Raw genomic sequence first — 23820 nt, 5'->3', positions numbered from 1 at the left:
CGAATCAGGTAGCGAAATCAGGCCGCCGAGCCGCTCGCGCGCGCCGCGGTCGCCATGTCGACGTTGTGGGCCTTGATCTGATCGCCGGGACGCGCATGCTCGATGCCGTTCACCACGATCCGGTCGCCCGGCTTCAGTCCGCTTGTCACGACGCGCAGGCCTTCATGCAGGTTGCCCTGGACGATCTCGCGGTACTGCACGTGATTCGTGTTGTCGACGACGAGCACGAATTTCTTGGCCTGGTCGGTGCCGATCGCCGCATCGTCGATCAGGATCGCCGGGTGCCGGTCACCACCGCCCACCTGAACGCGTGCGTACAGGCCTGGCACGAGCGAGCCGTCGGCGTTGTCGAAGCGCGCACGCACACGGATCGTGCCGGAGCTCGTGTCGAGATGGTTATCGACGAAGTAGATCGCGCCCTCGCGTTTGTAGCTGGTTTCGTTCGCGAGCTCGAGCGAAACGGGCACCGGGTGGCCGGCGTCGCGGTTCAGGTAGTCGAGGTACGTGTGTTCGTCAACGTCGAACGCCGCGTAGATCGGCGACACGGATACGAGCGTCGACAGCACCGGCGCACTCGGTCCGGGAGCGACCACGTTGCCGACCGTCAGCAGCGCGCGTGACATGCGCCCGGACACGGGCGCGGTGATATGCGTGTAATCGAGGTTGACCTTCGCGGCTTCGAGCGTGGCCTGGGCGGCCTTCACCTGGGCGATCGCCTCGTGCGCGCGGCTTTGTGTTTCGTCATAGTCGCGCTTCGCAATGGCATTGTCTGGCAGCAGTCGATCCGCGCGCGCAGCGTCCGCGTCGGTGTACTTTTCGTGCGCGACGGCCATCGCGAGCTGCGCGGACGCGCGATCGACTTCGGCGACATACGGGCGCGGGTCGATCGTGAAGAGCGGGTCGCCTTTCTTGACGAGCGCGCCGTCCTTGAAATGCACGGCGACGATCGTGCCGGGCACGAGCGGTTTGATATCGACCTGGTCGATCGCTTCGAGCCGGCCTGAGTAAACCTGCCAGTCGATGATCGGACGCGAGATCACGGTGGCGACGTCGACTTCGACCGCTGGCGCCGCCGCCTGGTCGGCCGCCGCGGCGGAGCTGACCGGGCCCGCGTCGTTGCGCCATGCGACGAGCCGGACGGCTCCGCCGATCACGATGAACGCGCCGAGCGCCCAGATCGTTCGCTTTGAATTTTTCAGCATATTGGCATCCCAGCCGAATCAAATTAACGCTTTAATCGAAGGCGGATCCGACGGGCGAGCGGGACCAGCGCCGCCTCGCACAGAGGCGGCTTGACTGATTCGCACGACCGGGGTTGTCCGCCGCGAAAAGAAGACTGCGTGGAGACCGCTTGAACACGGTCCACACGAAGCACATAACACCCGACGCAACGGATTAATGCCGAACTGAATCAGGTGTATTTACAAAAAATTGGTGTCTGCAACTGCAAGGGGAATTGACTTGAGCCACGCGCAGGGTGATTGCGGGGGGTAGGCCGGGCTTGTCAAAAACGCCATGATTGTCGCTGCATGCGTACTAGCGAATAAACGTTGGCGCGTAAATGACACTATTGCGTAAAACGGCTTCATCTTTAATGTTTTCCATGGAATACGCGCGCACGTTAAAGCGTTCCGTCTGCTCGTCGCAGTAGGCATGTCGATCGCGCCGCAACGTCGGACCGCTCACGAGATTTCGTTATCCGCCTCGCGCGACGCGGGCGGTTCGGGGGCGTGCAATCCGAGTTCGCCGGCCAGCACACCAATCGAATGGCGGGCGCGCGCAAGACGGCTCATGACTGTGCCGATCGGCACGCCAAGCGTCGCGGCCGCTTCGCTATAGGAGAGTCCTTCGACAGCGACGAGTAACAGCGTCGAGCGCTGGGTCTCCGGAAGCTGCGCGACCGTTTGGATGATGAGCTGTTCGACCATCAGGTGCGCTTCCGGCGTCGGCGCGTTCGGGTCGGCGACGACTTCGAGCAGTGCGTCATCCCATGCGATATTCGTGCGGCCGCGAATGCTCCGCGCACGAAGCTCGTTGAGCCAGACCGAATGGGCGATTGAGAACAGCCAGCCGATCAGCGATGTATCGGCTTTCAATTGATGCTGTCGTTCGAGCGCGCGCAAGCAGGTGTGCTGCACGAGGTCTTCCGCATCGTGCCGGTTGCCCGACAGCCGCAGCGCGAACGCCCAGAGTCGCGGCAACAGGTCGGGAAGCAGGCCAGCCAGGTCGGTGCCGGTCATCGGCAGTGCCAGTCAAGTCAACACAACATGAAATTCGAGTCCTGATCTATTTTGACATCTATGTCAAAATTGTCAACGAGGCCGACGGTCTCGTCGCGGGAAGGGTGTTTTGTGGAATGACACGGTAATTTTCGCGACGCCGGGCGCTTGCACGTGTTTCGCTATCATGTAGCTCGTGCCGCCACCGCCGGGAGTTCTTTTTTGCAGCCACGCCTTGCCCGTTCCGCCCATGCTGACCGCAATCGCTTTCTTACGCTCTATGCGGCGATGGCGATCGGTTTGATCGTTGCCGCCGCACTATTTGTCTTCGAAGCGCGCAAGATCGTCGACGATGGCTTGCGCGACGAAGAAGCTTTCGCGGTGTTAGGCGCGGCGAACCGGGTACTGCATGACCTGGAGAATGCGGAGACCGGTCAGCGCGGTTACCTGCTGACCAACGATGAGCGTTATCTGGCGACCTACCGCGGCGGCATCGAGGATCTCGACGACACGGTGCTGCGTCTGCAACGGGTCGTCACGAACGACGAAAAATCCGTCGAACTCGTGCGCCGCATCGAGCATGCGAAGACGTTGAAGGTGATCGAGCTTGCGCGCACGGTCGAACTGGCCCGTTCAGGCGATCGCGACGCGGCGATCGCGCTGGTGCAGACGAACGAGGGCAAGCGCTATATGGATTCGCTGCGCGACGACCTCGGCGAGCTGCTGAACGACTGGCGCGCGCGGCGCGCCGCCGCGGTGCGCGACGCGCATGACCGGCTGCTGTGGGGCACGGTCGCGCTCGTGGCGCTGGCGGTGCTGATCTGCGGCCTGCTGGTCTACACGCTGTTCGTGCAGAGGCGGGCGTTCGGCAAGATCAGCGCCCATTCAAACGCGTTGGACGTGGCCGCCGCGCACGATCCGCTGACGGGGTTGCCGAACCGGCGCAGGCTGCTCGCGGCGCTCGACGAACGGGAAGACCACAGCGCCGCGCCAGGTGCGGAGCGGCTTGCGCTGTTTTACCTCGATATCGACGGTTTCAAAGGTGTCAACGACGCGCTCGGCCACAGCGCCGGAGACTCGCTGCTGCGCCGTATCGCGGAGGCGCTGCGCACGGTGACGCGGCAGCAGGACATGCTGGCGCGCGTCGGTGGCGACGAATTCGTGCTGCTTGTGCCCGGCTACAGCGATGAAGCGCAATTGCGCGAACTCGCGGGACGGCTCATCGAGCGCGTGCAGGAGATCGGACAGCGTGACTACGGCGGGCGCTTTCCGCTCGGCGTGAGCGTTGGCATCGCGACGTGGCCGGATCGGGTCGATTCGGTCGAGCAACTGCTCGACGTCGCCGATACCGCAATGTATACGGCGAAGCAGGGCGGGCGCTCGACTTATCGATTCGGCACACGACCGGGCCGTCAGCAAGGTAACGTGGTGACGCTGCCGCGCTGACATGCGGGCATGGGGTTCGAGTGCCGCCAGTAAGCTGCCAGAAAACGACGGGTAAGTGGCCGGCAAGCCGCTAGCGGGTCGCCGCCAGCGCGACCGTCGCAAGCCCCGCGATCGTCGCGAGAAGCGACGTCGACACGTGAATGGCGATTTCACCGGCCGCCCAGCCGTACCGCCCTTCCTGCAGCCGTTGCACGACTTCCGCGGAGAACGTCGAAAAGGTTGACAGGCCACCCATCAGGCCGGTGATCACGAACAGGCGCCACTCGGGCGCGAGGTTGGGCGTGCGCGCGAAGAACGCAACCGCGACACCGATGATGTAGCCGGCGATCAGATTGGCCGCGAGCGTGCCAAGCGGCAGTGCGGGAAAGACCCCGTTCAGGCGGATCGCAAGAAACCAGCGGAACAGCGAGCCCAGCGCGCCGCCGATGCCAACGGCAAGGATGGATAGATACATGGAAGGCCTGGAAAGTCGGAACGTCGACGAACCCGGCTGACGATGAACCGCACGCGAACAACGCTGAACTCCTGGCGTGATGATGCGGCGTCCGAGGTCAGCCGGACGAAGCAGGCATCATCAGCCACGAGGGCAGTTAAGGGAGAATGCCATCTCCGGTGCGCAAGTCTATCATTGCTGTTCGCTAAACGGGGCGCCATGGGCGGCGGCGAGGCCGGAGCCTGTTGTACGCCCGCATCGCGTGTGCGATGGAGACTTCGTGGGGTCATCGCGCACCTATTTTCCACTTCAGTACCCAGGCGTACCCAGGCACCGGCCGCTGCGCTCAGAGAACCGTTTCGCGTTCCGGCGTCGACGAAATCCGGTGAATCGACAGATCGGCGCCGTCGAACTCTTCTTCCTGAGTCAGACGCAGGCCGACCGCCGCGCGAATCGCGCCGTACACAATCGTGCCGCCCGCGGTGGCGATCGCGATTCCGCCGAGTGTGCCAATCAGTTGCGCGGCGAACGATACGCCGCCGAGGCCGCCCAGGGCGCGCTGTCCGAAGATGCCGGCCGCGATGCCGCCCCATGCGCCGCACAAGCCATGCAGCGGCCATACGCCGAGCACGTCGTCGATGCGCCAGCGGTTCTGCACACACGTGAACATATGGACGAAGAGCACGCCGGCGAGCCCGCCCGTCACGAGCGCGCCGAGCGGGTGCATCACGTCGGAGCCCGCGCAAACGGCGACGAGCCCCGCGAGCGGACCGTTGTACGCGAAGCCCGGATCGTTGCGGCCCGCGAGCCATGCGGTCAGCGTGCCGCCGGCCATCGCCATCAGCGAATTGACCGCGACGAGACCGCTGATCCTGTCGATGGTCTGCGCGCTCATCACGTTAAAGCCGAACCAGCCGACCGCTAGCACCCACGCGCCCAGCGCGAGAAATGGAATATTCGATGGCGGATGGGCGGCAATCCGGCCGTCACGGTGATAGCGCCCGTGTCGCGCGCCGAGCAGCAGCACGGCCGGCAACGCGACCCAGCCGCCGAAAGCGTGCACGACCACCGAGCCGGCAAAGTCGTGAAACGGCGCGCCGAAGGTCGCGGCGAGCCAGCCCTGGATGCCGAAGCGGTTGTTCCAGGCGATCCCTTCGAAGAACGGGTAGACGAAGCCGACCAGCACGAAGGTCGCGAACAGTTGCGGATTGAATTTCGACCGTTCTGCTATACCGCCCGACACGATCGCGGGGATCGCGGCGGCGAACGTCAGCAGGAAGAAGAAGCGCACCAGCGCGTAACCGTCATGCGCGGCGAGAATCGACGCGCTGTCGAAGAACCGCACGCCGTATGCAATCGTGTAGCCGATGAAAAAATACGCGATCGTCGACACTGAAAAGTCGATGAGAATCTTCACGAGCGCGTTGACCTGATTCTTTTTCCGGACCGTGCCGAGTTCGAGAAACGCGAAGCCCGCGTGCATCGCGAGCACCATCGCGGAGCCGAGCAGCAGAAAGAGGGTATCGGTGCCGGTTTTGAGGTTGTCCATTGGGCGGTGAAAGCTGTTTTGCGCAAAAAGCGGGCGTCGCGTGCAAGAAATGGGCCAATGTGGCCCGAACATGCTTCGTGCCGGTGCGGATTCGCACTGAAATGGGATGACAGAGGCCGGTATGGCCTGGCTTCGCTGCGATGCATGCCGCCGGGCGTGTCCCGGTGTATCTCTATCGCGCACTATGAGAGTGCGATTGCTCTAACATGGGGCGATGCAATGTTCCATTAACGGGCATCGACTTCCATTTCCATTACGATCGTTGTTTGCATGAGCGCCTCGTGCGATCTTTGTCACGCTACTCAAACAACGACATAATGTTCCGTCCCGCGTGCGCCGCCCGGCGGCGCGACGAACCTTCTTCGCGCCTCAATGAGACTGACCACCAAAGGGCTACTGCTGATTGCGATTCCAGCCGTCATCGAACTGGCGTTGCTGTCCGGCATCGTCAAGGCGCAGGCTGACGCGCGCGAAGCGGAGCATTGGAGTCTGCATAGCGAGGACGTGCTGCATCAGACCACCGCGATTCTCGATCCGGTGCTGCTCGAGTCGCTGCGCCTGCGCGGCGCGGTGGTGGACGGCGCGCGCAATGTCGGCACACCGGTGTCGCTGTGGGTCGACACCGACCGGCGCATCGACCAGCTTGCCGAGACCGTATCGAACGACCCGGCGCAGGTCGAGCGCGCGGTGCAGATCCGTCAGGCGGCGCAAGCGTACCGGCAGTGGTCGGACCGCGTACAGGACCTGATGCGTTCGGGGCGGCGGCACGACGTGATCGAGCGCTTCAGGGATCTTGCGAATACGGATGTGCTGGACAATTTCCGCATGCAGGTTGCCGCGTTTCAGACCGAAGAACGCCGGCTCGATGCACTGCGCACGAGTGCGGCGGCGGCGGCGCGGGCGCGGCAGCAAGTACTGATCGTCGCGGCGGTGCTCGGCTCGCTCGCCTTCGTCGCGCTCGCGTGCTGGCTATTCACGCGCGGTGTCGGCGGCCGGCTCGACCTGCTGTCCGACAATGCGAGCCGTCTTGCCAGCAACGAACCGCTTGCGCCGCTCGATACCGGCACGGATGAGATCGCACGCCTCGATCGCACGCTGCATGAGACGAGCCGCCGGCTGCTCGAAGCCGAGCGGTTGCAGGCGCGTTTCCAGTTCGATCTCGCGCGGCGTGCCGGCGAGCTCGCGCGGACGAACGAGAGTCTGCGCCAGCAGACTCAGGAAAACGAAACCTTTATCTATAGCGTATCGCACGATTTACGCGCGCCGCTGGTCAATCTGCAAGGCTTTTCCAAGGAACTGCTGCACGCGTGTGACGACCTGCGCAAAGCAGTGCGGCAATCGTCGCTGCCACGCGCGCAGCGCGAGCATATCGAGCGTCTGATTGACGGGGACATCAGCGAAGCGTTGCATTTTCTGCAGACCGCGGTGCTGCGCGCGTCGCATATTATCGATGCGTTGCTGCGCTTGTCGAGGGTCGGCCGTGTCGAGTATCGGCACCAGCAGGTCGACGTGCGCGACATCGTACAGCGCGTGATCGATGCGATGCAGGTATCGATTCGCGCGCGGCGCGCGCGGGTCGTCGTGCACACGTTGCCGCGTGTATGGGGCGACGCGACCGCGCTCGAGCAGGTGTTCGCGAATCTGATCGGCAACGCGGTGAATTATCTGCATCCGGAACGCAACGGCATCATCGAGATCGGCACCGCGCCCGCTCCGCCGGGCGTGCAATCGTTGCGCATTTTCTATGTGAAAGACAACGGCCTGGGCATTCCGGAAGTCGCGTTGCCGCGCCTGTTCAATGCGTTTCAGCGCTTGCACGGCGATATCGCCGCGGGTGAGGGAATTGGCCTTGCGATGGTGCGCCGGGTCGTCGAGCGTCACGGCGGGCGGGTATGGGCCGAATCGATGGAGGATGTCGGCACCACGTTTTTCCTGTCGCTGCCCGATTCCGCTTCGCGTTTGCCGCAGGAAGACGAGGTCACCGAAGAAGCGACCGGCACGCAGGACCTCGGTTTTGCGATCTGGCCGCTGAGTACACGTTGACGCAACAGGTCGACGTTACGCGTTGGTGTTACCCGCCGATGTCGTCCGCTGAGGTTCCCCGCTGATATTACTCATTCAGGCTCGCGCAAATTCGCATGTTGAACTGAGCCTGCGCGCCGATTGCGTCAGCGACGTGACGGTCCGCCAACGGTTTGCGATCGTTCAGCGACTGCTCAACAGGCGGCGAAGAGTCTGCGCGCCTTGAGGAGCCTCGCACCGCGGATCAGCCAGTAAGCGCCGCACGCGGACAGCAACGCGGCAGCGATCAGCATCGCAAGCGGCGTGGCATCTGGCATGCGGTGCGCGCTGGTGAGCGCGAGGCCGCGGAGCACGATCAGCGTGGCGCTCCACAGTGCGAACACGGCCTGCGCGATCAGACGCATACCCGCGCGGCGTCGCGCACGGTTTTCTATTGACCAGTCCGCGCGCCTGCGCAGGCAAAAAAACGCCACCGCGATCCACGCGATGGCAAGCATGATGATCCAGTTGGTCAGGTCCATGGAGCGGGCCTCCGAAGTCAGCCGTCGACTTTAGAGAGGCCCCTCTTTTCAGACCATCGGATAAGTCTCAATCGAGCAACGTGTGCGCAATCGCCGCAGGTGTCGCGTGAGCGGTTTAGAGTTCGATGCGCGTGCCAAGCAGCACAAGAAACTGCCGCAGCCATTCCGGATGAGCGGGCCATGCAGGCGCGGTGACAAAATTCGCATCGGTGTGCGCGGCGTCGATGGCGATTTCCGCATATTCGCCGCCCGCGAGCCTGACCTCGGGGGCGCATGCGGGATACGCGGAAATGCGTTTGCCGCGTATCACATCGGCGGCCGCGAGTAGCTGCGCCGCATGGCAGATCGCCGCGACGGGTTTGCCGCTCGATGCGAAATGGCGCACCACGTCGAGCACTTTCTGATTGAGCCGCAAATACTCGGGCGCGCGGCCGCCGGCGATCGCGAGTGCGTCATAGTGCGCGAGTTCGATTTCGTCGAAGGTCGCGTTCAGCGTGAACTGGTGGCCGGGTTTTTCGCTGTAGGTCTGATCGCCCTCGAAGTCGTGGATCGCGGTCTTGATCCGTTCGCCCGCACGCTTGCCCGGGCACACTGCATCGACGCGATGGCCGACGGCCTGCAGTGCCTGAAAGGGCACCATCGTTTCATAATCTTCGGCGAAATCGCCGGTTAAAAAGAGAATCTTTTTAGCTGCCATCGAATGCCTCCGTTGAGGATGGAACACGTTGGTCGCCAATGAGTCTACTCCTTCGATCTCGACAGAAGCACGACAGAAACGCGAAGAATGGTGAAGCAATGGCAATCAATCATATTGAGTGGCGAACCCTTCGAGCCGGCGATCCGCCTGTGCTCGCCGAGCTGTTTCGTGACGCGGTAATGCAGCTTGCCGCATCACATTACGATGAGGCTGGACGCGCCGCATGGGCGGCGTCGGTTGACGATCTCGACGCGTTCAGTTCGCGTCTCGCGCAGGGCCTGACGCTCGTCGCGGTTGCGGACGACACGATTGCCGCGTTCGGGCAGTTGCATCCTGCCGATCATGTGCAGATGCTGTATACAGCGCCTGCGTTTGCGGGGCAGGGCATTGCCTGGACGCTGCTGGCGCGCTTCGAAGCGGTTGCACGCGCGGCAGGCACGCCGTTGCTGACCGCGCATGCGAGCGCGAGCGCAAAGCGCAGCTTCGAGCGGGCCGGGTTTCATGTGCTCGCAGAAGAGGATGTCGAACGCAACGGCGTATCATTGAAACGCTTTCGCATGCAGAAGCCGCTCGTCGCGGCGCACATTCCTCAATGAATCCATTCTCCCGTTATCCGCTGCTGCGCTGTACCGTGTTCACCGCCGCCTTGCTCGGTGGGCTTGCCGCATGCCAGAAAAACGATGCGACGGCTGGACAGGCGGCAAGCAAGCTCAACGACGTGGCGCAGCAGGCAGGGCAGAAGCTCGACCAGGCTGCAAGCTATGTCGGCCAGCAGACCGATGCCGCGCGCGCGACCGTTGAGCAGAACGTCGCGACCGCGGCCTCCGATGCGTCGAACCCGGCTGCCACCGTGAATATCGACCCGAGTCATCTCGCATCGACTGCGCAAGCCAATCTGCATGATGCGGCAAGCGCGACCCAGGCGGCGCTCGGCAAGGCCGCGGGCACTGCGGGCGCGGGGCTCGAAGCGGCGGGTCGCAGGCTGCAACAGTGGTCGAGCGATACCGCGGCCAATTCCGCCGCGTCATCCAGCGATACGAGCGACGCACAAAAGCAGATGGACAAATAGTGGTGCGTGTCGTCTGACGGGCATTTGACGGCGGATGTTGCACCGCGGAACGCGGATTGCGTGTCTGCGCAAGCGATCTAACATTCCGTTACGCAATCGCCGCACCTGTATCCGGCTTTGCGGGTGCAACTGCGGCTAAACTTGGCCCTCTGCCGTTGAGTCACTGCCCGTCATGAAGTTATGTCCGCTGCGGCGTGCAGGTCGAGCTGCGTCGAACGCCGGTAAGTGTTCGGCGCGCTGGCCCGTGTCGGCGTTCGCAATCTTTTCGTTGTGCTTTGCGCTTGCACTGCTTGCCATGCGCGTTGCTTCACGCGGTGTAGCGTGCGTGGCGGCGCGCGGTGCCCGCTTTGCATACCGCGCGCGCTGGGCGCTGTGCACAGGGTTCGCGCTTGCCTGCTGTCTGCTACCGCTGCCGCGCATCGCGCTTGCCGCAGGCGGTCCCGTGCTGCCCGCGCTGCAAAGCCTGATCAACAGCGCGACGGCGTCGCCCGCATCCGCCGCATCGGCTACGCAAGCGGCGTCCGCGCCGTCGCCTGCGAGTCAGGCCGAACTCAACCGGTCGCTCGACAGCGTGATCTCGACACTCGACAACGATCGCCAGCGCACCGCGCTCGTCGGACAACTGAAGAAGCTGCGCGAAGCGACGCAAACCGTCGGGCCGGCCGGGCCGGCCGCGCCGGCGCAGCCTAGCCCGGGGCTGCTCGGCGCAATCGCGTCGGGGATCGCGTCGGTCGAGGCGGACGTCAATCGCGGACGCACGCCGCTTAGCTATTGGTCTGGACGTCTGAATGCGGCCGGCAACGAGTTGTACACCATCGTGTCGAGCCAGGGGCGCGAGAAGTTCGGCCGCGTCGTGCTCGATATGTTTGCCATGCTCGCGGGCTGGGGGGCTTGCGCGGCCGCGCTGATCTACGCGCAGCGCAAGGTGCACAGGCGCTACGGGATCGTCGTCAGGCTGAATGCGAATCCGACCACGCGTGAACTGCTGATCTTCGCACTGCGTCGCGTCGGTCCGTGGATCGTCGCGTTTGTCGCCGCGCTGATGTTCGCGCGTTCGATGCCGGACGCGCTTGGCCGCACGCTCGCGATGGTGATCGCGTACGCGATCGTCGCGGGTGCGGTGTTTTCGGCGATCTGCCTGATCATGTTTTCGCTGTTCGGCTCCGGCCATCGCCGCGCGGCGGTGCAACTGCTGATCGAACATGCGCGCCGGTTGCTGTTCGCAATCGGTATCTGCAGCGCGCTCGGCGACGCGGCGACGAACTACGAAGTCGCGCATCAGCTCGGCACCAATCTCGCCGCACTCGTGTCGACCGTGTCGAACATGGCGGCCGCCGCGTTGACCGCGTATTTCGCGATTGCCTTTCGCCGGCCAGTCGCGCATCTGATCCGCAACCGGTCGTACGAACAGCGGCATGGCCACAAGGTGGCGACCGATGCGTTCGACGTGCTCGGCTCGTTGTGGCATCTGCCGATGCTGGTGCTCGCGATCGCGTCGGTGGTCGCGACGATCGGTGGAATGGGCAGCGGCGAAAACGTACTGCAGATCTCAGTGGTCACCGCACTGCTGCTGGTGCTTGCCTTCTTCCTGTCGGCGATCGTGATGCGCGTCACGCGACCGCAAAGCGCACGCCGGCGGCGGCGCTCACCGTATGTGACCCGGTTGACGCGTTTCGCCGGCACGCTGCTGATGCTGTTTATCTGGCTCGCGTACCTCGAACTCGCGTCGCGGCTGTGGGATGTGTCGCTGGCGCAGATCATCGAAGAGAGCGTGACCGCGCGCGGCATCGCGCATGCGATGACGGCGATCGTCGTGACGCTGTTCCTGTCGTGGCTCGTCTGGATTCTGATCGACACCGCGATTCTCGAGGCGCTGAACCCGGGCAATCCGCGCAACAAGACGCGCAACCCGAGCGTGCGCGCGCGCACGATGCTGCCCTTGCTGCGCAATGTGCTTTTCGTGCTGATTCTGACCATCGCCGGCATTGTTACCGCGGCGAATCTGGGCATCAACGTCACACCGCTGCTGGCGGGCGCGGGCGTCATCGGTCTGGCGATCGGCTTCGGCGCGCAATCGCTGGTGGCCGATCTGATCACCGGGCTTTTCATCATCCTCGAAGACACGATCTCGGTCGGTGACTGGATCGACGTCGACGGCGGGCATGCGGGCACGGTTGAGTATCTGTCGATCCGCACCGTGCGGTTGCGCGACGGTCAAGGCGCGATTCACGCGATTCCGTTCTCGCAGATCAAGATTGTGAAGAATCTGTCACGCGATTTTGCGTATGCGGTGTTCGAAGTGCGCGTGCCGTTTTCGGCCGATGTCGATCAGGTCACACAGCTGATTCGCGCAGTCGGTGCGGACCTGATGGCCGATTTCCGCTACCGGCGCGAGATGCTCGGACCGGTCGAAGTATGGGGGCTGGACCGGTTCGATCCGAACTGGATGGTCGTCAAAGGGCAGATCAAGACGCGGCCGCTTCAGCAGTGGAGCGTTGCGCGCGCGTTCAATCAGCGTCTGAAGCGCAAGATGGACGAAGCGGGCATCGAGATTCCGGTTCCGCAGATGCGCATCTTCACCGGCGCGCAGGACGAGCAGGGTGAACCGTTTTCCGACGCCGCGGTCGCGTCGATGTCGACGCGCGAAGCCGCTGCCCATCAGATGCATCCGGGGAGCACGGCGCATAAAGACGGGGCGGCGAGCGCATTGCGGCCGAAGACCAGTGCAATGCCGGGGTTCGCCGCAGCGGGCAGCGGCGCCGGCGGGGTAGGATTGACGACGCCGCCCGCCCGCGATGTCTCGCACGAGCCACGTCCGGCGCCGCCGTCCACCGGGCAGACCGAATCGGTGCCGCCGCAGATTCCGACCGCGGGTGAAACAGGCAAGACCTAGAGAAACTCACGCGAACGATGGTTGTCCGGACAACCATCGTCGACGGGTGGCGCGCGTGCAATGCGGTCCCGCGATTCGGGAAGAACAAACAAGGCGGGTTCAGTTCACGCAAGTGCCGTGGCGGTTTGCAATGTGTTTTCCGCGTGGCAGCGCACTACGTCGTTGACGTGGGTCGCGAACTGGATGTCGGGTACGCCGTACACATGCAGCGAGATTGCGGGCGCTGCGCTCGCATTGCCCAGCCGATGAATGCAGCCGCGCCCCGCGCGCGTGTAAGACACCGCGCCGCTTTCGCGCGCCTGCGTGCGAACCGGCACCGCGTAGTCTTCCGCTTCACTCCAGTCATAGATCGCTTCGCTGAGTGTGCCGTCGAGCACGACATAGCCGCACCAGGTGTGATGCGCATGCACGGGGCTCATCTGGCCCGGCAACCAGACCAGCGATGCGATCGCATACCGGCCTAGCGGATCGGCGGCGAGCAGGTGGCGCTGGTACTTTTCCGTGGCGCCTTCGCGTTGCGCGGGGGTGAGCAGTTGCGCATCGGCGGCGGCTTCGACGAGCGCGGCGCGCACCGCGCGGGCAAAGCGTGCTTCATTCGATGGGTCGGCAGCCTCCCGGTACGCATCGAACGTGGCATCGAGCGCGGCGCGCAGGCGCTCGATCGCGCTGGCCGAACACAGCGCCGGCTGAGCGGGGCGCGCCAAACGGTTTGACGCGGCGGCATGGCGCGAGGTCTTTTTGCCGTGGCGATCGGCGTTGAGCGGATGGACGGAATGGCTCATCGGAGGCTCCGGTGTTCCTGTGATTTCGAGTGGTCGGGTAATCACATTTATACCGGTTTGCGCGGAGAAAGAGTTTTCATATAATTTCCCTGGAGCGCTCTGAGATAGAAAATTTTTCTATCTGTAAGCGGAAATTAAATGGACATCATCCATGGATATCATCGATAGGAAGTTGCTCGAGTTGCTTCAGCAGGACGCGACGATGCCGGTTGCCGAGCTCGCGCAGCGCGTGAACCTGTCACAGACGCCCTGCTGGAAACGGGTGCAACGGCTTAAAGAAGCGGGCGTTATCCGCGCCCAGGTCGCGCTGTGCGATCCGCGCAAGCTGGGCGTCGGCACGACGGTGTTCGTCGCGGTGCGCACGAACCAGCACACGGAAGCGTGGGCAGACGCATTCACCCGCGCGGTGCGGGACATCCCGGAGGTCGTTGAGGTGTACCGGATGAGCGGCGAAACGGATTACCTGCTGCGCGTGGTGGTGTCCGATATCGACGACTACGACCGCGTGTACAAGCAACTGATCCGTGCGGTGCCGCTTTACGACGTCAGTTCGAGCTTCGCGATGGAACAGATCAAGTATTCGACGGCGCTGCCGGTGCGTTCGGTCGGGGTGACGGGCGGTCACTGAGGTCCGCCGACCTGCGCCGAAGCCTCGCCAGGTTCGAATCGCGGCGCGGGACCGCAAGCCGCCCGCAAGGCGCGGCAGCGTAGAATGCCGGCTTTGTCGAGTTAACCGCAGGCAGAGCTTTCAGATGAACGAACCGCGCAAGAAGAACCCGACCTTCGGTGTCGCCGTGCTGATCGTGGTCGTGGTGCTACTGGTGATAGCGACCGTGCTGTACAACGCGATCACCGAGAAGCGAGAGTTCGATCGCGAGAATCCGCCGGACGATACGTCGGCTGCCGTGTCCGCTCCCGCGGACGCATCCGCAACCCATGCGGTGACTGCTTCCGGCGCTTCGGGCAGTGCGGCACAGTGACGCAGCAGGGGCTGCTCAGTTTTCCGGCAGCTGGATCACACTTGCGTCCTTGCGGATCAGAAACGACGCGGCAAGCATCTGCTTGCACTGATGCGCAAGCAGCTTCAGGTCATTGACCGCCTCCGGTTTGCCGGCGCTTTCCGGCGCTTTTTCCGCGTCGATCACCATCGAGTCCAGTTCACGGGTCAGTCGCTTGACGAGCTCCGCCTGATCGGCGGGCGGCGGCGTACCGGCTTCGGCTTGCTCGAGGTTTTCGCGCACGACGCTTAGCCCTCGTTGCAGCGGTTGCTGAGCGTTGCGGTCCAGCTGGATCACGGTGCGCAACAGCGGCGCCGCAGCGGTGATTTCCGATGCGAGCACATGGCTGCGCACCAGCAGATTGTTTAGTTCGGGAACGAATTTCTGCGCTGACTTGGGCTCGAGCATCATGCGCTGGAACGCCTGGCCGAGATTGGCAAACGCGATATGCACGTTCTTGCGTGCGAGACGATAGCGATAATCACGATCGAGCGCTCCGGCTGCCGCGGAAGCGGCTGCGGTGGACGCGGCGGCGCGCCCGCCTGTCGCCGGCCCGGATGCGTTGTCCGTGGGGATGGCGGTCGCGGTCGCGGCCGCGAGGGTCGCGACCAGCGTGTCCTTCGAGTCGATTTCATCCTTTGGGTCGACGCGGCGCGTTTCCATGACGCCGCTGGGTTCACCAGCGACCGTGCTGCCGGTCTTTCCAACGGTGCCGCCGCGAGTCCCTGTCAGGGTGTCTGCTGGAGTGCCTGCGGGCGTGCCCGCGTAGCGACCCGCCGCGCCGGCGGCAGGCTCCTGCGCGACAGCGGCGGCAGGCGCGCGCGCACCGGCCTCGGTCACCACCGCGGGCGCGACCGCGAGCGCCGGCTTGCCGCTCCACCACCAGCTCGCTTCCAGATACTGGCGCGTCGCCGCGATCATGCTGTTCACAAGCTTGCCCATCAGCCGATATTCCCAATACGGGAACAGATGGCTTGCCGCAATCGCAATCGCGCAGCCCACGACGGTGTCGATCGCGCGTTCACCGATGATCCGCATGCTGCCAGGGGCGAGCAGATGGAACATCAGTAGCACGTAGGACGACGTGAACACGACGCTTGCCGTGTAGTTGAACAGCAGCAGGCTGTAGCTCATTACCATCGACGCGAACATCACGATGAGCAGGATATGCGGCTCCTTGACGAAGATCATCAGCACGATGCTCGCCGCGCAGCCGATCAGCGTACCGACGATACGCTGGCCGTTACGCTGTTTGGTCAGCGAATAGCCCGGCTTCAGGATGATGATCACGGTCATCACAATCCAGTACGCGTTGGTGAGCGGCAGCAGCCGCCCGAGCCAGTAGCCGATCGCCACCGCGATCGTCACGCGCAGCGCGTGGCGAAAGCTCGGCGACGCCATCGAAAGATTCGAGAAAATCTGCCGAAACGGCACGCGCCGGCTGGAGACGAATTTGGACAGTGCCTGGTCGATCCTGAGTTCGGTTTCGGTCGACGACGTTTGATCAGCGAGGCTGCGCCGCATCCTGTCGATCAGACGCGTCCCGCTCCACAGCCGCCTGAACGATGCCGACACCGCCGCGTATGCCTCGGGGTTCTTCGTCGGCAAGCCGTGTTTGCGCATCTGATCGAGTTCGTACTCGATCGCGCGCAGTTCCGCCTTGACGTTGATGCGGGCGCGCGACGGACGATCCTGCAGCACCGCGAGGCCGATGTCCTCAAGGTCCGCCGCCGCTTTGCGAATCAGGTCGCGGTAGAAGGTCAGCACGTCGGAGCCGCCGAACGTCGTGCGCACCAGCGGATAGTCGGTATGCGCGCCGACGAACAGTTCATGCAGGTCAACCGTGTTGATGAACAGGTTGAACAGCGTCACGCGCGCCGCTTCGAGCTGGCCGCTTTTCAGCTTCGGCAGGTTGCGCAGCACGATGTCGCGCGCGGCGTCCTGACGCTCGACTGCCGCGATCTGTTTGGCGACGAGATTGCTATAGCAATCGTCGAGGTCGTTGTCGAGGTCGAAGAAGTCGGCGCGCGCGAGCAGGTAGTCCGCACACGCGAACACGCTTTCGGCGAGCGCCTGCTGTTCGATCCGATACACCATCCAGCGGCTCACGAACGTCGACCAGTAGGTGTACCACAAGCCGCCGACCAGTATCCACGACGCATTGACGAGCGCCTGCAACGGCGTGAAGTGCTCTTCGAGCGTTAGCGTCATCATGAACAGCGTCGCGAAGCTGATCTGCGGCCAACGGTTGCCGTACACGACGATCAGCGACAGCACGAACGTGAGCGGCACGACGGTGCACCACAGCGCGAATGAGTTGATCGTCGCCAGTCCCGTCGCAAGCGCCGACAGGAAGCCGATCAGGCTGCACGCCAGCATCTCGTTGTGCTTGTATTTGAGCGGGCCGGGCATGTCGACGGCGCACGCGCCGAGCGCGCCGGTCGCGATCGTGAAGCCGAGCTCGCGATTGTGGAATACCGTTAAACACAGTACCGCGGGCAACGACACGCCCACGGCGATGCGCAGGCCGCCGTAGAAATATTGGCTGTATAGAAATTTCTTGATCTCGACCGAATAGCGCATCGAACTGACCGGGCGTGCTAGATGTTGGGATGACGCGTGACAAAACTGCAGGCGAGTCTAACTGATTTTATTCGCGCTCTGACCTGGCCCGTTCGGCCAGGTTCAGCGGCGACGATGCGTTTGCTATGCTGTCGCGTCGCGGTTGCGCTGCGCCGCCCGCATGCAGCGCAGTCGTCCGTTTATCCACGCTGGCGTTCCAGCGTCGCCTCTCCGATCATGACCTACCGCCATTTCATTCCGCCCAACGAGATCGAGTTGACCGCCGTGCGCGCGCAGGGGGCGGGCGGACAGAACGTCAACAAGGTGTCGAGCGCGATACATCTGCGTTTCGACGTGCGTGCGTCGTCGTTGCCGGAGGTGCTGAAGATGCGCCTGCTCGCGTTGCGCGACAGCCGGATCACGCGTGAAGGCGTGGTCGTCATCAAGGCGCAGCAGTACTGTACGCAGGAGATGAATCGCGCCGCAGCGCTTGCGCGGCTCGATGAATTGATTGCTAGCGTCAGTGTGAACCGTAAAGCGCGTGTCGCAACGCGGCCGACTCGTGCATCGCAACTACGGCGACTCGACAGCAAGTCGCGCCGCGGCGATGTGAAATCGGGTCGCGGCAGGGTCGGCGAAGACTGATCGAACCACGCGGCTAGCCGCGCTTCGCCGGCAGGAAGTCGACGCAGAACACGCACAGCTCGCCGTCGCGCCGCACCGCGACGGCCGCGGTATAGCAGTCTTCGCCATCGGTCAGCGAGCAATGCGGGCCCATCATCGCGACGCGGCCGGGTGCGGCCAGTGCATGCTTGAAGTACGCGCGTCGCGACCAGTTATTGCGCGTGTCGGGAAAGAGCGGCGCGAGGCGCGGTGATGGCGGCGGCGTATCGCGTGCGGTGATCGACGGTCCCGTCTGTTCGCCGTGCTCGTTGAGCACGAACACGCGGCGCGCGTCGGCAATCCTGAACACCGGTTGCGCGGCCTGGTTGAGGTCGCCCGATTCAGTGAAAATCTGCGCGCCGGCCAGTACGGCTTCGGTGAACCCCTCAAATTCCGGTCGCTGGTAGCGCGTGTGCGTGCGCTCGTAGTCGGCGAACCGTTGCCACATCTGCTCGATCAGTTCGGGCACGCGCGAGCTCGCGGCTTTGATCGACGGTTTGGGTTGCCCGAACCAGAAGCCTTGCACGAAATCGACGTCGGCCTGCATCAGCGTCATCAACTCGTCTTCGGTTTCGACACCTTCGGCCAGCACCATCGTGCCGGACTGATGCAGCATCGTGATCAGATGATTGATCAGCGCGTTGTCGCTATCGCGTCGTCCGGCACGCGCGACGAGCGACCGGTCGAGCTTGACGATGTCAGGGCGGAAGCGCCACACGCGGTCGAAGTTCGAGAAGCCGGTGCCGAAATCGTCGATCGCGATCAGGAAGTCGCGCGGTTGCGACGCGGCTAGCATGCTCGCGACAGCGGATTCGTCGTCGGCCGGCTGCTCGAGCACTTCGATGACAACGCGTTCCTGCGGCAGTCCGAAATGCTGTGACAGTTCGTCGATAAACGGACGCTGCGGCCAACCGGTTTCGAATACCTGCGGCCGCGTATTCAGAAAGAGCCAACCGGTGTCGATGCCTTGTTCCATGAAGTTCGCCACATGCAGGCAGCGCGCGAGCCGGTCGAGCGCGCGCGCGTCGGCGGTGGAGCGGGTGCCGGAAAAGAGCACGGCGGGAGAAATCGGGTGGCCGATCGGATCGAAGGCGCGCAGAAGCGCCTCGTAGCCGACCACGCGCTGATGCGTGATCGATACGACCGGCTGGAACACACTATGCAGCGTGATCGTGCGCCATGGCGCGGCCCAGCCTGTCTCCTGCAGCACCATGTGCTGCAGGAGGCCAGTGAGCGTCGTATCGTCGACGTTTGGCATGGCGTCAGAGTGTCCTATGCAGCGTGCGGCGCGTGGTGGGACCGGAGAATCGGATAACCGTACGGCGGCGGCCGAAGCGTCAACGCGGCAGATGCGCCGCGCTGGCGGGCGTGCGGGACGATGCTGGCCTCGTGCGGCCCCAGCGAGTTTGCCCGAAGCAGTCTAGCAAATCGAACGCTACGCGAATGTTCGGGTAATCACAGACTCGGATAAGAACCTAGGTCCAAGCGGGCGACCCTATTGCGTTGGCGCTTGACCGCGTCCGGTGCGATGTGCGCTTCGCGGGTATTCTGTTTGATTTTGCACAAAACAAGGGAGTCGGCAATGAGTGAAATCGCAGTTGTGGCAATTTCGATCGCCAAACCGGGCTGTGAAGAACAGTTGCGCGTCGCGCTCGAGGGCATCGTTGCGCCGTCGCGCGCGGAGCGCGGCGCATTGCAGTACGACCTGCATCGCGACCTGCGCGAGCCGCGCCGCTTCGTTTTCTACGAACGCTGGGAAAGCGAAGATGCGCTCGCGGCGCACGGCCAGTCAGCGCATATCGGGGCCTATCGGAAGCAGATTGCCGACTGGATCGAGCACTCGGAAATTCGGGTGCTGAAGAAGATCATGTGAGCCGCGTTCGAGATTCGCACGGGCTCACGGGTTGGCGCAAGGAATGCGCGCGTGGGCTTGCGGCCGATCAGTGCGTCGCGTGCGGAACGTCGAGGATTAGAATGATGGTCCAGTCCGCATCGCCGTCATGGTGATACTGCCGCTCCGCGACGATGAACGGTTGCTGCTTGCCCGCTGGCCCGAGAAACAGCACGTCGCCTTCCATCGGCAGGCATTCGACTGGCGGCAACGCGAGGAACGCGTCCTCACTGCCACGCGGCATCAGCTTTTCGATCTTGCGGGATGCGGCTTCGGTCCATTCGATGTCCAGCTGGATGTTGCTCATGCTTTCCTCCGCACTTCGGTGCGCACGGTTGATCTGAATCGGGTTGATTTTGTTGAAGTGGTTGTAGCGGATTTCGGAGCGCGACTTTAGCATACCGCCGCTACGCGGCCTGGCGGCGCGGTGTTGACGCAAAACGAAGTCGCACAATGACAAAGGCCGGAACCGCGAAGACGGCTCCGGCCTTGCTTCAGATAGGCGCATCGGTGCGCGTTGCACGTCGCCGCGCCGGATCCGGCGGGGGCAGCCGGGGCAACCGCATCGACCTTATTGAGCGGAATCCGATTTCATCGGTTTCTTGTGATGCATCATTCCCTTGTGGTGCTGCTCCGCCGGCATGTTATCCATGGCCTGCTGACGGGCCTGGATATCCTGCGCGTGCTGCTCGAACTCGGCGGCCTTGGCCGGGTCGGTGCTCATCACGATGCCTTGGTCTTGCTGCGCGTAAGCGGCGCCCGTCAAAGCCGAAAGGGAAACCAGGACTGCGAGGGACACTTTCTTCATCGCTAACCTCCGGAGAGTGGTTATGGACCCAAGTATGGCCTGTCCAAAGGGAAAGACAATGCATTCTATCCAGCAATGTCCAGTCCAACGGTGACGAAGCAACAGATTTCACATATCGTTACATTTTGTTACGCTCATGCTGCATAGCAGCGAACGCCCACCCGTTCGGCTTGCGAGCGCGCATAATCTGTGCCGCATGGGTTTGATGACGAACGGAAAGGTAAAAATGGACGATCGGTGATAAGGCCAGGGCAGTCACGATCCCGTGGCGGAAGCGGAGAGCGCTAACCCGCTATTGCGCGTCGTCGCTGTGCTATAGCCGTTCGTTATCCTTTGGATGATATGTCGGATCGCTAAGCAAATTCGATGCGAAATGCGCGCTGGTCACGCACGACGCCGATCCGCGTCACAGGTGTCAAAACCGGCCGAGCGCACGATAGACATGGAATTGCGCGATACCGATCAGTTCGTGTAAAGCAAGTTCGGCGCTGACCAGATTCTCGTAGCGCGGCAACACGCCGCGCTGCGCGTGTCGCGTGTTCGATACGACGGGTAGCGGCAGCATGCCGAACCGGTGGAAATCGAGCAGTGCACGCGGCATCTGGTACGCCGAGGTGACGAGAATCAAAGAATCGTAATATCCATGCGGCAAAATAGCAGCGACATTGCGTGCGTTTTGATATGTGTTGAGGCTGCGGTTTTCGAGAATGATGTCCATTCGGGGAACATCCGCGCGCAGCAGCCACGGCAAATAGGTGTCGGCTTCGCTTGCGGCGTGATGCTGCGGATTGCCGCCGCTTACGATCACATCGCAGACGATTGCCGCGCGTTTGCACTGCGCGTAGAGGCTCGCGCTTTTTCCGATGCGGGCAAAGGCATCGCGCTTCGGAATCAGCATGCGATCCTTCGCATATTCGGTGCCGCCGCCGAGCAGGATGATCGCAGTGCGCGCGGTGAATGCGGAGGACGGCACATCCGCGGTGTAGGCGCTTGCCGATTGCGTGACGGTGAGCAGCGGCGCGGTCAGCCAGCCGGCCGCGATCAGCCAGAAAAGGGCCACGCCGCTTGCGGCGATGGTGATGCGAGCACGCCGCATTAGCAGGAAAGCTGCAAAAAAAAGCGTCGATAAAATGAATAGGATCAATTTGATTGGGGTAACGTATCGTTCTGGAACATTGGTTCCGGAGTATTTGCGCGTTCGGTATCGTAGCGGGTTACCGCTGCATCGCCGCATTTTCTAGCGCGCAGCGAACGTCACCATACCGGTCAACGGGGGCCGGAATGAAATAGACCGCGGCCGGCACAATGGCCGCAGGGCGCGCGGCACGGCGGGCACTTCGTCGGCGCTGTATGCCGTCCGGCAGGCCACTGTCGCGCGACACGTACGATGGCTGCACTTTAAGAAAGAAGTGAGATGACCACTTACTCCAATGAAGCGGTACTTGAAGCACTACGGCGTGTGCAATATCGCCAGGTGCCGTGGGCGAAACGCCCCGGCGTGTTCGAATATCTGCGCTCGCTTGGCATGATGGATACGGTGCGGCAGCGTACCGTGGCGCCGGCGCCTGGCTTTCATGCGCCGGTGGATATCGCGGTGCTGACCGAGCGGGGCCGTGCGGAATTCGCGCGGCTTGCGCGCGATGAGCGAGCGCTCGATTGGGATGCGCGGCGCATGACCGACTATGTGGCGGCCGAGCCGCGCGCGGCGGCGCTCTAGCACGCGAGTAAGCCGATCCTTCTGAAGATGGAATGGTGCGGACCGCACGGTCCGTAGCCGCATGGCACGCGAGCGGTGACATGCGTCGACGGCGCTGCCTCGTGCGCCGTGAGAAAAGGCGTGCCCCCATCCGCGCGGCGCGGCGAACCCAATAGACCGGGCAAAAAAAAGCCCGTATCACGAGGATACGGGCGTACCGGATACTTCTGCCACGCTGTGCTTATGGCAATGAATGAGACTGGCCGGTCGGCACGTGGTTCCCGCATTCATCAATTGCGTTGCGAAGACGAGTGCGCACAGCGCGACGGACGATTCCGCGCGCCGGCGCTCGTCATTGGCTCGAATGCCGCGGCTAACGGTGAGCGGTCACAGCCTGTCAAGGATGGGTCGGCGGCGGATGGCGGCGCGACGTGTCATCGCGTGACGGTGGTTCGGTGCGCGGCGCGCGCACATTGCTGGCGATGTCGCCGCGCAGGTCGCCGCGCGGCGCCGGCGGCGTGAAATCGTGATTACGCGTTTCCGCTTGCTGCCACGCCTGCAGCGTGGCCGGCTGGTCCGGTTTCCAGTTCCAACCTTGCGGCCGTTGTTGGGCCGCAGCGTTCGCGGCAAGCGTTGAGACGACAATGCCGCACAGAAACAGGGACATTGGTCGCATGGGAAGGCTCCCGTCAGGACGGTCAGCTCCGACTGGTTTGCATGTTGCAACGTTAAGCCCGCCAAAGAAAGCGTGCTGTAAATAAGAGTAAGTGGTTGTTTCATCGCAGCCGGGCGGCGGCGGGTGGCGGCGTCGGCCAGAGGCCGTGGCTAACGGTTGGGGTAGCCGCCCAATATGCATCGGGCGCCCTGAAGCGCCCGATGGCAGTCGTCAATCAAGTGTCGGTGCGGGCTGTCAGGCCATCTTAACCGGCGCACGCCACGATTCCGGATTAGTCCAGAATGCGCCGCGCAGGCGATCGCGGCTCGGCGGTGCGGGCGGCTTCGCAGCCGTTGCGCCGATGCGTCCACGCAACGAAATCTGGCGGCCGCTCGTACCGAGCCGCTTGACTATTTCGGCGAGGGTGCCATCAGCCTGCCACTCGTCGAAGCGGCGACGGCAGGTCGGCGGCGAAGGATAGCGGCCAGGCAGCTTGGACCAGCCTTCGCCTGTCGACAGAACCCACAGCACCGCGTTGACGACGGCGCGCGCCTCCACGCGTGGCCGCCCGCGGCGTTCGCTCCGCGCCGGCTCCGCACAGAACAACGCCTCGACCAAAGCCCACTCGTTGTCTTTCAAATCGTCGAACAGCATCATGTTTCACCTCAGCGAAGCTAACTCCGGTGCGCTGCCCCGCGCCGCGCACTCTCGATGCATCCGGTTTCGCACGTGAAGCCGTTCACTCGTATACGGATTTCGCGTTGAGCCGGATGCCAGGCGGGGTCGGGTTTGCCGCGGCGGATATTGAATGAACCGCGTTCGGCGCCGACCTTGTGCGAACCTAAACGCATGAAGTGTGCCAACCGGTTGCCAACCGCCTCAAAGTCCCGTTGTATCAAGCCGGGACGGGTGCTTG

At 63.4% G+C, this 23820-nt stretch carries 23 protein-coding genes, 1 pseudogene and 1 riboswitch; of the genes and pseudogenes, 10 read left to right on the top strand and 14 right to left on the bottom strand.

Translation table 11 applies throughout. From position 1 onward, the window contains the following. Positions 1-17: 17 nt before the first annotated feature. Positions 18-1202: an efflux RND transporter periplasmic adaptor subunit gene (locus tag HV796_RS31665; protein ID WP_175231791.1), complete on the bottom strand. Its 1185-nt coding sequence runs from the start codon at positions 1200-1202 to the stop codon at positions 18-20. Between the two features lie 480 nt (positions 1203-1682). Next, positions 1683-2240: an RNA polymerase sigma factor gene (locus HV796_RS31660; protein ID WP_175231789.1), complete on the bottom strand. Its 558-nt coding sequence runs from the start codon at positions 2238-2240 to the stop codon at positions 1683-1685. 201 nt (positions 2241-2441) lie between these two features. Here HV796_RS31660 and HV796_RS31655 point away from each other — a divergent pair, with 201 nt between their 5' ends. After that, complete coding sequence (locus HV796_RS31655) at positions 2442-3665, top strand: diguanylate cyclase domain-containing protein (protein ID WP_175231787.1); 1224 nt, start codon at positions 2442-2444, stop codon at positions 3663-3665. 70 nt (positions 3666-3735) lie between these two features. Here HV796_RS31655 and crcB read toward each other — a convergent pair whose 3' ends face one another. Together crcB and HV796_RS31645 are read right to left on the bottom strand one after the other, a co-directional pair. Next, positions 3736-4119 carry a fluoride efflux transporter CrcB gene (gene crcB / locus HV796_RS31650; protein ID WP_175231785.1) on the bottom strand — a complete coding sequence of 128 codons (384 nt, stop codon included), beginning with the start codon at positions 4117-4119 and terminating at the stop codon, positions 3736-3738. Positions 4120-4223: 104 nt separating this feature from the next. Further along, positions 4224-4285, bottom strand: a riboswitch (Fluoride riboswitch). A gap of 159 nt (positions 4286-4444) precedes the next feature. After that, on the bottom strand, positions 4445-5647 hold the full coding sequence (locus HV796_RS31645) for an ammonium transporter (protein ID WP_175231783.1): 1203 nt from the start codon (positions 5645-5647) through the stop codon (positions 4445-4447). 372 nt (positions 5648-6019) lie between these two features. Between HV796_RS31645 and HV796_RS31640 the strand changes: the two genes are divergently transcribed. Continuing rightward, the gene (locus HV796_RS31640; protein WP_175231781.1) at positions 6020-7690 is read left to right on the top strand and encodes a sensor histidine kinase; all 1671 of its coding nucleotides are present in this window, start codon (positions 6020-6022) and stop codon (positions 7688-7690) included. 173 nt (positions 7691-7863) lie between these two features. Here HV796_RS31640 and HV796_RS31635 read toward each other — a convergent pair whose 3' ends face one another. Together HV796_RS31635 and HV796_RS31630 are read right to left on the bottom strand one after the other, a co-directional pair. Further along, a complete protein-coding gene (locus HV796_RS31635) occupies positions 7864-8190 on the bottom strand; it encodes a hypothetical protein (protein ID WP_175231779.1) in 327 nt (108 codons plus the stop codon). 115 nt (positions 8191-8305) lie between these two features. Further along, positions 8306-8887 (bottom strand): DJ-1/PfpI family protein, encoded by a 582-nt coding sequence (locus HV796_RS31630; protein ID WP_175231777.1) that lies wholly within the window; start codon positions 8885-8887, stop codon positions 8306-8308. 98 nt (positions 8888-8985) lie between these two features. On the opposite strand from HV796_RS31630, the gene HV796_RS31625 reads away from it, so the two are divergent. The 3 genes from HV796_RS31625 (at position 8986) to HV796_RS31615 (ending at position 12849) form a co-directional block, all read left to right on the top strand. Then, complete coding sequence (locus HV796_RS31625; RefSeq protein ID WP_175231775.1) at positions 8986-9483, top strand: GNAT family N-acetyltransferase; 498 nt, start codon at positions 8986-8988, stop codon at positions 9481-9483. Next, entirely contained in the window at positions 9480-9956 is a 477-nt protein-coding gene (locus HV796_RS31620) for a BCAL1086 family glycoprotein (RefSeq protein ID WP_175231773.1), read from the top strand. The genes HV796_RS31625 and HV796_RS31620 overlap by 4 nt, the downstream gene beginning before the upstream one ends. A gap of 172 nt (positions 9957-10128) precedes the next feature. Next, a complete protein-coding gene (locus HV796_RS31615; RefSeq protein WP_175231771.1) occupies positions 10129-12849 on the top strand; it encodes a mechanosensitive ion channel family protein in 2721 nt (906 codons plus the stop codon). A 104-nt stretch (positions 12850-12953) separates the two neighbouring features. On the opposite strand, the gene HV796_RS31610 is transcribed toward HV796_RS31615, so the two are convergent. Continuing rightward, positions 12954-13631 carry a cysteine dioxygenase family protein gene (locus tag HV796_RS31610; protein ID WP_175231769.1) on the bottom strand — a complete coding sequence of 226 codons (678 nt, stop codon included), beginning with the start codon at positions 13629-13631 and terminating at the stop codon, positions 12954-12956. A gap of 151 nt (positions 13632-13782) precedes the next feature. Between HV796_RS31610 and HV796_RS31605 the strand changes: the two genes are divergently transcribed. Next, the gene (locus tag HV796_RS31605) at positions 13783-14259 is read left to right on the top strand and encodes an Lrp/AsnC family transcriptional regulator (protein WP_175231767.1); all 477 of its coding nucleotides are present in this window, start codon (positions 13783-13785) and stop codon (positions 14257-14259) included. 124 nt (positions 14260-14383) lie between these two features. Continuing rightward, on the top strand, positions 14384-14611 hold the full coding sequence (locus HV796_RS31600; protein ID WP_175231765.1) for a hypothetical protein: 228 nt from the start codon (positions 14384-14386) through the stop codon (positions 14609-14611). 15 nt (positions 14612-14626) lie between these two features. Here HV796_RS31600 and HV796_RS31595 read toward each other — a convergent pair whose 3' ends face one another. Then, a complete protein-coding gene (locus HV796_RS31595; protein ID WP_175231763.1) occupies positions 14627-17212 on the bottom strand; it encodes an FUSC family protein in 2586 nt (861 codons plus the stop codon). A 216-nt stretch (positions 17213-17428) separates the two neighbouring features. On the opposite strand from HV796_RS31595, the gene arfB reads away from it, so the two are divergent. Continuing rightward, entirely contained in the window at positions 17429-17836 is a 408-nt protein-coding gene (gene arfB, locus HV796_RS31590; protein ID WP_175231761.1) for an alternative ribosome rescue aminoacyl-tRNA hydrolase ArfB, read from the top strand. A 13-nt stretch (positions 17837-17849) separates the two neighbouring features. Here arfB and HV796_RS31585 read toward each other — a convergent pair whose 3' ends face one another. Beyond that, positions 17850-19112, bottom strand: coding sequence for an EAL domain-containing protein (locus HV796_RS31585; protein ID WP_175231759.1), 1263 nt, complete (start codon positions 19110-19112; stop codon positions 17850-17852). A gap of 324 nt (positions 19113-19436) precedes the next feature. Here HV796_RS31585 and HV796_RS31580 point away from each other — a divergent pair, with 324 nt between their 5' ends. Next, positions 19437-19727 (top strand): putative quinol monooxygenase, encoded by a 291-nt coding sequence (locus HV796_RS31580; RefSeq protein WP_175231756.1) that lies wholly within the window; start codon positions 19437-19439, stop codon positions 19725-19727. Between the two features lie 67 nt (positions 19728-19794). On the opposite strand, the gene HV796_RS31575 is transcribed toward HV796_RS31580, so the two are convergent. The 3 genes from HV796_RS31575 to HV796_RS31565 all read right to left on the bottom strand — a co-directional run bounded on the left by HV796_RS31575 (position 19795) and on the right by HV796_RS31565 (position 21649). Next, a complete protein-coding gene (locus HV796_RS31575) occupies positions 19795-20052 on the bottom strand; it encodes a DNA-binding protein (RefSeq protein WP_175231754.1) in 258 nt (85 codons plus the stop codon). A gap of 264 nt (positions 20053-20316) precedes the next feature. Beyond that, positions 20317-20553, bottom strand: coding sequence for a hypothetical protein (locus HV796_RS31570; protein WP_175231752.1), 237 nt, complete (start codon positions 20551-20553; stop codon positions 20317-20319). Between the two features lie 415 nt (positions 20554-20968). Beyond that, a complete protein-coding gene (locus HV796_RS31565) occupies positions 20969-21649 on the bottom strand; it encodes a YdcF family protein (RefSeq protein ID WP_246356133.1) in 681 nt (226 codons plus the stop codon). Positions 21650-21967: 318 nt separating this feature from the next. Here HV796_RS31565 and HV796_RS31560 point away from each other — a divergent pair, with 318 nt between their 5' ends. After that, positions 21968-22270 carry a hypothetical protein gene (locus HV796_RS31560; RefSeq protein ID WP_175231748.1) on the top strand — a complete coding sequence of 101 codons (303 nt, stop codon included), beginning with the start codon at positions 21968-21970 and terminating at the stop codon, positions 22268-22270. 376 nt (positions 22271-22646) lie between these two features. Here HV796_RS31560 and HV796_RS31555 read toward each other — a convergent pair whose 3' ends face one another. Both HV796_RS31555 and HV796_RS31550 read right to left on the bottom strand, forming a co-directional pair. Beyond that, positions 22647-22925 (bottom strand): hypothetical protein, encoded by a 279-nt coding sequence (locus HV796_RS31555; RefSeq protein WP_175231746.1) that lies wholly within the window; start codon positions 22923-22925, stop codon positions 22647-22649. A 237-nt stretch (positions 22926-23162) separates the two neighbouring features. Next, positions 23163-23558 (bottom strand): annotated as a pseudogene (locus tag HV796_RS31550) (transposase); the annotation flags it as partial. Between the last annotated feature and the right edge of the window lie 262 nt (positions 23559-23820).

Source organism: Paraburkholderia humisilvae, assembly GCF_902859855.1.
Classification (GTDB): Bacteria; Pseudomonadota; Gammaproteobacteria; order Burkholderiales; family Burkholderiaceae; genus Paraburkholderia; species Paraburkholderia humisilvae.
The sequence above is the reverse complement of the archived record's forward strand: the minus strand, read 5'-3'. Positions and strand labels throughout refer to the sequence as shown.